Here is a 6300-nt window from a genome sequence, read left to right as displayed (position 1 = left end):
AGCAAAAAGGAGCGCATGCGCTCCTTTTTTAATACCTTAAAGTTAAGGATTAAGCAGGTAGTTTCTCCAGCCATACTTTTAACCAAGGCTCGGTTACTGGCCATGGTTCAAAATCTTCACATGCATCTATTTCTAGGCGGTTGCCCACAGGCTTTGCTTGTAAATCGCGTAGTAGCTCGTCAAAGCTTCGCCCTGCGCCACAAAATGTATCGCCGTAACATCTGTCACCCATTGCAATTACACCAAACGGTTTATCGGTAAGCATTGGGAAAGTGCTATTCATTGCAAAGTACAATCCTGCCAAATTACTCGGTACATCACCTTGGCCTGTTGTGGAGGTAACAATTAAAATATGCGATGCATTTTTTATATCATCAAGTGATGCTTCAGTAATTACTGTAGCAGTATGACCCGCTTGCTCAATTGTGGCAGCAACTTCGTCGCTTAAACGCTCTGCACCGCCATTAACGCTGCCTACAAAAATACTAATATGTGCCATTAATAATCCTTTTCTTGCTCTGGCCAACCTAGCTGCTTACATATTTCAAGCATGTCTTCACCTAGTGGCGCTTTAATTGTTATTGATTCATTACTATAAGGGTGCACAAAACTAAGCTCTGTTGCAAATAACATTAAGCGTCTTAGCTCAAAATGCTCTCTAAAAAATTGATTATGCTGGTTATCACCGTGATTTACATCACCAATAATAGGCAGTGATAAGTGCTTTAAGTGTCTGCGAATTTGATGCTTGCGCCCTGTTTTTGGAAAACACTCAACCAACGAGTAACGCACTGTTGGGTACTTACCAATAGGAATAGGCAATGCAACTTGGTGCAAGCAATTAAACTGGGTTTGCGCTTCTTGCGGTGCTTTGTCTTGATCTGCAAATTTATCGGCTATTTTATCAAGTTCTTCTTTAAGCGGTTTATCTAGAAATACTGACTCTGGCGCAAAGCCGCGCACTAAGGCTAAATAGCGTTTAGCAATAGTACCTTCAATAAATAGCTGGTTCATATCGCGAGCAGCTTCAGAGCTCAGTGCAAACAGCAATACGCCCGACGTAGGTCTATCGAGCCTATGTACTGGAAATACATGTTGCCCTAGCTGGTCACGCAACATTTGCATAGCAAACTGGGTTTCGTGTTTATCTAAAAACGAGCGATGCACTAATAAGCCTGAAGGCTTATTTATAGCCACATAGTTTTCATCTTGATACAAAATAGTCAGCTCGCCATATTCAATAGGCGCCGGACGCTCACTCATTTGGTTCTCCTAAAAAGGAATCAAGGGCTGTTAGCAATTCAATTATTTCATCGCTCCCTGCTTTATTCACAAGTGTCATTTGCGCCATAGGGGCAATAGCAAAGTTACGAGGCAGTGGTTGTTTATGTGTTATTAATTGCTGTATTTTATTAATAAATACAAATTGTAACCACTGCTCAAATGCCATTGTATCGTGACAAAAAGGAGTATTTGAAAGTAGTGCCTCAGCGTCTATTGGCTCACTTTGCCAAAGCGCATGTTTTTGTAAAAGTGCGGTTAGCTGCACTAAATAAGTTTGGGTTTGCTGGTACATAACCACCCTCTTTTATATATGTAATGCAATTATACCCTGTTCCCTCATAGGCGGCTATGACGTATAATTAACGTAATTTTGCAGTAAAAACAGTTGAGAAAACAATGAGTGATCAAATAGCTACATTAGGTCAGCTTTTAGATGGTGCGGGTACTCAGTGGCGTGCTTTTGATATTGGCAGGCACATTACTAAACTCGATAAAAAACAATTTTTAGCTATTGAACAAGCTCAAGTGCCTTACCCTTATCCTCTTGCTGGTCATGCTTGGCTCGCTATCCAATTTTGGGATACTAAAGCCAGTAAAGAACCTTATGTATGGTTTTTAAAGTTTCCACTTGATGAGCAAAGTATGCTTGTAAGTGCTAGCCGCGATCACTTTGCTGATATGGTTATTCAAGCGCTCGGCACTGAAATCACAGGTGAGCAAGCCGATGGAAAACTTGATAATAACCCTTATGTTTTTACACCAAACGCAAATAAATTAGCGGCATTTAACGCCCAAGTAAAAGTACTATTAAAACAGCCTGCGTCGCAGTATTACGAGCATGCACAGTTATACTTTAGCGGTAAAATTGGTTTTGATAATTGGCAAGGTGTTGCACTGCAGGGTATTGCCGATTTTGCACTACGCTTAGACAGCGATACAAACTTAAGTAATTTGCAAAAAGCATGGGCGCATTTACCTATTGAAGTACTACAACCACTCAGTGCCATGCTTGAACACGTTGAAATACCAACATCAATGAGTGAGTTACTTGTTGATTACACACAGGCCGCAATTAGTAATAACGATACATTAGCTATAACCGCAGCACTAAGATCTGTTTCAAAAGGTCAAGCTCAAGGGTTATGCGCTCAATTAGTTGATACTGTACTAAGCTCACAGGTAAGGCACGACTCTGACGTGTTACTAACAATAGCTGGGCGGTGTTTTAAGCAATTAGAAAACCCTGAACGCTTACATGTATTTATGGATAATTGCGCACATCATCAAAAAATTGATGAGTTGTTTCCTAGTATTTTTGCTGACTTAGTTGCAATACCGACTATTCGCCCGCATTTATTAGGCTTATTACGTAAAGAAAATCGTAGCGAAACCCTCGCGCGTGCAATTGGAAGGTTATTCTCTTAAATGGCAAGTTTATGGACGTTCATACTTATTGGTAGTGTAATTTACTTATTTTGGCTTAACCGAAAGGTTGCTGAAGCGGCGAACGTTCATGCTAAACGTCAAAGTGAGCAATTGCAGGTGCAGTTGATGAGTGTTGCATGCACAAAACGCCGCTTTGGTTTTTTAAAGAACGGCAAGCCAGGCATCAAAAGTGAATTTATATTTGAATTTTCAAGCGATGGTGAAAATGCTTATCAAGGTGTGTTAATTATGGAAAATGAGTTTTTGAAAAGTGTGGTTGTTCCACCGCATAAAATATAAAACTTAATATACTTTAGGAGTATTTGTCTTAAATTAATAAACTTAATTCAACACAAAAAACTAAGGCGTAACTAAAGTTACGCCCCAATTGGACTGCATCCTGCTAGATATCCATTATCTTAAATCCGTATTATCATCCCCTGAACGAGTAAACAACCTTGTTTACCCTCACATTGCATCCTGCAATATCCATAGCCACCTTGGCAAACCCACGAAATCTATCGTTTGGCTACATACTGTAGCATCATCCCTGGTAATCCTTTTAAGTAGCTCCTGCCACTTTTTGCATCCTGCAATATCCATAGCCATCTTGGCAAACCCACGAAATCTATCGTTTAGCTACATCCCGTAGCATCATCCCTGGTAATCCTTTAAAGCAGCTCCTGCCACTTTTGCATCCTGCAATGTCCACTTGCCATCTTGGCCGTCCTGCGTAAACTAACGCTCCTGCTACTTCCTGTAGCGTCATCCATGATTATCCTAAAGTAACTCCTAGCTACTAAGTGCTTCATGCACTTCCTTATTCTTCCTTGTATCCGTTTTAGCTTGTCCTTTATGCTTCCTGCTAGCGTCCGCTATGTTGCCTATTCCGTATCCTTGGCAGTAACTCAATCATTGAGCTATGTCGTCTTGACGAAGAAAAGTTTAAAGCAATCAGGGGGGAGAAATAGGACTTAACATTAAATAAATAAACGTCACAAAAATGAAAAATAAAAATAAACTTTAAATAACAATAGCTTGAATTGAAAAAGGCTACTTATTAATAGCCTTTAACTGACAATGCTCACGATAATGTGAGATATATCTCACGGCCTTATGTCCGTTTGGGCGCATTGGCTTACATCATAATTTTAAATAGTTGGCTCAATTATTGATTTAAACAGTAACTCGCCCTCTACTTGGTTAAAAGTAAGGTGTTTAAATGCTTCAAACTTTTCGGTTTTAAAAAATTCAGTGTGTTCTTTACGCGTTACAAATACAGCCATCCCCGTTGACTCAGCGTTACATTTAACTAAATCATCAAGCCCTCGTAGTAAGTAACGACCAAACCCTTGCCCATGAAAATGTGGATCTACGGCAATAAAAGCTAAAAAGTAGTAATTGCCTTTCTCTTTAAGGGCATCTCTAATTGTTTGTTCTTTATCTATTAATTGATTTGTTTGTAAGTAGCCCGCACTCAGCATTAATTTTAAACGCCAGTGCCAATAACGCTGCGCTTGTAATTGGCTATTAGATTCAAATACACACGCTACTGCTTTTAATTTATCGTTGCGGTATAAACCAATTAATGGCTGCTTTTCTTGCCAAAAACTACTGAGCTCTTCGCGAATTAATGATCGTAATTTTTTTTCGTATACTGATTTATTTTCGTCATTGTAGCTAAGCATGTTTTGTAATACAGGATCGTCATGATAAGCCTGATAAATTAGGCTTGCTGCAGTGCTAATATCTTCTGCGGCTAAATACTGTACGCTGAACGTATCAGCTGGCGTGGTTACACTCATTGTATTTCCTTTATTATTTTAGCTGTAGACTGTTTAACTTTATACCTAACTATATACCTAAAATTATTAACCGTAAATTCAGCGAGAGTTTAACTAGCTAGGAGTAGAGTTAATCCTTAGAATAAGTTTTCATTTAGTTAATACCAATTGCATTAAATGAGTGTTCTATTTATAGCGCTAAGAAAATAGCACAATAACAAGGCGAAAATTATGACATATAGTTGTTCTATATGAGTAATTTTTAACGCAGTAAGTGAGCTATTTAATACGCTAGAATGAGCATATTTTTAATAAAACTGGTATAAGGAGCAATATCATGGATACGACTAAACACGACATCAATACACTATTTGCACAGCTTGGATTACCTAATTCTGATGAACAAATAGATGCATTTATTGCCTCACATGAATTAGAAGACACAACACTACTCCAAGAAGCTTCTTTTTGGGATGAGGCACAACAGCACTTTTTAGCTGAATCGCTTGCACAAGACGGTGATTGGAGTGAAGTAATTGACGAGTTAGATGTACGCATTCGTCAAAGTAAGTAATTTTATTTAATGTACCCTCCCTTATTTATTGCTAACATAGCATCTGCGCAGCATTTATATGCTGCGCAGTTATTTTATTAAAGAGTTATATATCTAATGAATTCAGTTGTATTTGATGCAATTAAAGCCCTTCTCGATGAAGGCAAAACCCCTACTGTAGCACTAACTAAAAGCCGTTTGGCGCAACCGGTTCCTATGCCGATGATTATTGCAGCAGTAAGCCAATATAAAAACAATCCTGATTCAATAAATAACTTCATGAGAAACCCACAGCAGTCAGATAGTACTGAGCTTAAAACAAGTCAATTAGATAGAATTGAGCAAAAACTCGATAAACTTCTTGCACTGCTAGAACAAAAATAATTTGAGACTATAAATGTTCGTTGTTGATTTAACTTTTGATTGCTACCAAGACACCACCCTAGAACAAGCCGAACAAGCAATAAATCGCTTAGTAAATGCATTGCGTTTTAATGGTCAAATAATGGGGGAAGAATTTCCAACCGTTTTAAAAGATGGATTTTTTATTACCCGTGTAATGTGCCCTACTGAAGATGCAATGCACCCGCTAAATAACAGCCCGTTTGTTAAGCACAGTATCGAAAAGTTACATAGTGCGGGGCTACTTGCGCCAAAAGTAAAAGTGATTGGGCAAGATATTCACTCCAACGGCGCTGATTGCTGTAAAGAACCATCAAGTTATATTTTATACACAACCTATGTGCATACGTGTAGCCCGCTTTATTGTGGTGATGACTTTTTGCCTGTGCCGTTATTTCGTATTCCGGCAATTGCTAATGGTGACTATAAAACGCTTATAAAATGGCAAGAAGATTGGCAAGCCTGCGATCAAATTCAAATTAATGGCGCAACCCGTTGTGAGTTTCCGGCACTTGAAGAAATATCGAGTATCCAAAGCGACTTATACAGACGCGGAAAAGACATAACAAAGCGAATTAGTTTTTTAACTGAAAAGCCAACCTATTATTATTTATACCGTGTAGGCGGCGTAGATAAAGCGTCTGAACTTGAACGAAAATGCCCTAGCTGCAATGGTGATTGGAAATTACCTGAATCGTGGTTTGGGTTATTCGACTTTAGGTGTGAGCCGTGTGGCTTAGTGTCTAATATATCGTGGGATTTTCAGTAACCATTAGGGCGTGTTGACCTTTGTGGATTGAAATTTGTTCAATCTAGGGACGATTTAATCGCGGCGCGAGGTTTGTAACCTAG

General features: G+C 38.9%; 9 protein-coding genes. 5 read left to right on the top strand and 4 right to left on the bottom strand.

The window, feature by feature from the left end; all coding sequences use genetic code 11:
* Positions 1-49: 49 nt before the first annotated feature.
* Genes GQR46_RS14585 through GQR46_RS14575 form a run of 3 tightly spaced genes read right to left on the bottom strand, consistent with a single transcriptional unit; the run spans position 50 to position 1576 of the window.
* Positions 50-499 carry a flavodoxin gene (locus tag GQR46_RS14585; protein ID WP_010553680.1) on the bottom strand — a complete coding sequence of 150 codons (450 nt, stop codon included), beginning with the start codon at positions 497-499 and terminating at the stop codon, positions 50-52.
* On the bottom strand, positions 499-1263 hold the full coding sequence (gene truC / locus GQR46_RS14580; protein WP_024593675.1) for a tRNA pseudouridine(65) synthase TruC: 765 nt from the start codon (positions 1261-1263) through the stop codon (positions 499-501). Before truC ends, GQR46_RS14585 begins: the two co-directional genes overlap by 1 nt.
* Entirely contained in the window at positions 1256-1576 is a 321-nt protein-coding gene (locus tag GQR46_RS14575; RefSeq protein WP_165728588.1) for a YqcC family protein, read from the bottom strand. Before GQR46_RS14575 ends, truC begins: the two co-directional genes overlap by 8 nt.
* Positions 1577-1680: 104 nt before the next feature.
* Between GQR46_RS14575 and GQR46_RS14570 the strand changes: the two genes are divergently transcribed.
* Both GQR46_RS14570 and GQR46_RS14565 read left to right on the top strand, forming a co-directional pair.
* Complete coding sequence (locus tag GQR46_RS14570) at positions 1681-2709, top strand: DUF3549 family protein (RefSeq protein ID WP_165721647.1); 1029 nt, start codon at positions 1681-1683, stop codon at positions 2707-2709.
* Positions 2710-3009, top strand: a complete 300-nt coding sequence (locus tag GQR46_RS14565; protein WP_002963032.1) for a DUF3301 domain-containing protein — start codon at positions 2710-2712, stop codon at positions 3007-3009.
* An 851-nt stretch (positions 3010-3860) separates the two neighbouring features.
* Here GQR46_RS14565 and GQR46_RS14560 read toward each other — a convergent pair.
* Complete coding sequence (locus GQR46_RS14560; protein ID WP_008169301.1) at positions 3861-4514, bottom strand: GNAT family N-acetyltransferase; 654 nt, start codon at positions 4512-4514, stop codon at positions 3861-3863.
* A 316-nt stretch (positions 4515-4830) separates the two neighbouring features.
* Here GQR46_RS14560 and GQR46_RS14555 point away from each other — a divergent pair, with 316 nt between their 5' ends.
* The 3 genes from GQR46_RS14555 (at position 4831) to GQR46_RS14545 (ending at position 6217) form a co-directional block, all read left to right on the top strand.
* The gene (locus GQR46_RS14555) at positions 4831-5067 is read left to right on the top strand and encodes a DUF2789 domain-containing protein (protein WP_002958240.1); all 237 of its coding nucleotides are present in this window, start codon (positions 4831-4833) and stop codon (positions 5065-5067) included.
* 96 nt (positions 5068-5163) lie between these two features.
* Positions 5164-5430: a hypothetical protein gene (locus GQR46_RS14550; RefSeq protein ID WP_010553684.1), complete on the top strand. Its 267-nt coding sequence runs from the start codon at positions 5164-5166 to the stop codon at positions 5428-5430.
* A gap of 13 nt (positions 5431-5443) precedes the next feature.
* Entirely contained in the window at positions 5444-6217 is a 774-nt protein-coding gene (locus GQR46_RS14545; RefSeq protein ID WP_165741318.1) for a Zn-ribbon-containing protein, read from the top strand.
* The last annotated feature ends 83 nt before the right edge of the window (positions 6218-6300 follow it).

Source organism: Pseudoalteromonas sp. Z1A6 (assembly GCF_011378745.1).
In the GTDB taxonomy this organism is placed as follows: Bacteria; Pseudomonadota; Gammaproteobacteria; order Enterobacterales; family Alteromonadaceae; genus Pseudoalteromonas; species Pseudoalteromonas arctica.
The sequence above is the reverse complement of the archived record's forward strand: the minus strand, read 5'-3'. Positions and strand labels throughout refer to the sequence as shown.

Excerpts from the sequence above, each read along its gene's own strand:
- GQR46_RS14585 (WP_010553680.1), bottom strand. The coding sequence starts at position 499 with ATGGCACATATTAGTATTTTTGTAGGCAGCGTTAATGGCGGTGCAGAG.
- truC (WP_024593675.1), bottom strand. The coding sequence starts at position 1,263 with ATGAGTGAGCGTCCGGCGCCTATTGAATATGGCGAGCTGACTATTTTG.
- GQR46_RS14575 (WP_165728588.1), bottom strand. The coding sequence starts at position 1,576 with ATGTACCAGCAAACCCAAACTTATTTAGTGCAGCTAACCGCACTTTTA.
- GQR46_RS14570 (WP_165721647.1), top strand. The coding sequence starts at position 1,681 with ATGAGTGATCAAATAGCTACATTAGGTCAGCTTTTAGATGGTGCGGGT.
- GQR46_RS14565 (WP_002963032.1), top strand. The coding sequence starts at position 2,710 with ATGGCAAGTTTATGGACGTTCATACTTATTGGTAGTGTAATTTACTTA.
- GQR46_RS14560 (WP_008169301.1), bottom strand. The coding sequence starts at position 4,514 with ATGAGTGTAACCACGCCAGCTGATACGTTCAGCGTACAGTATTTAGCC.
- GQR46_RS14555 (WP_002958240.1), top strand. The coding sequence starts at position 4,831 with ATGGATACGACTAAACACGACATCAATACACTATTTGCACAGCTTGGA.
- GQR46_RS14550 (WP_010553684.1), top strand. The coding sequence starts at position 5,164 with ATGAATTCAGTTGTATTTGATGCAATTAAAGCCCTTCTCGATGAAGGC.
- GQR46_RS14545 (WP_165741318.1), top strand. The coding sequence starts at position 5,444 with ATGTTCGTTGTTGATTTAACTTTTGATTGCTACCAAGACACCACCCTA.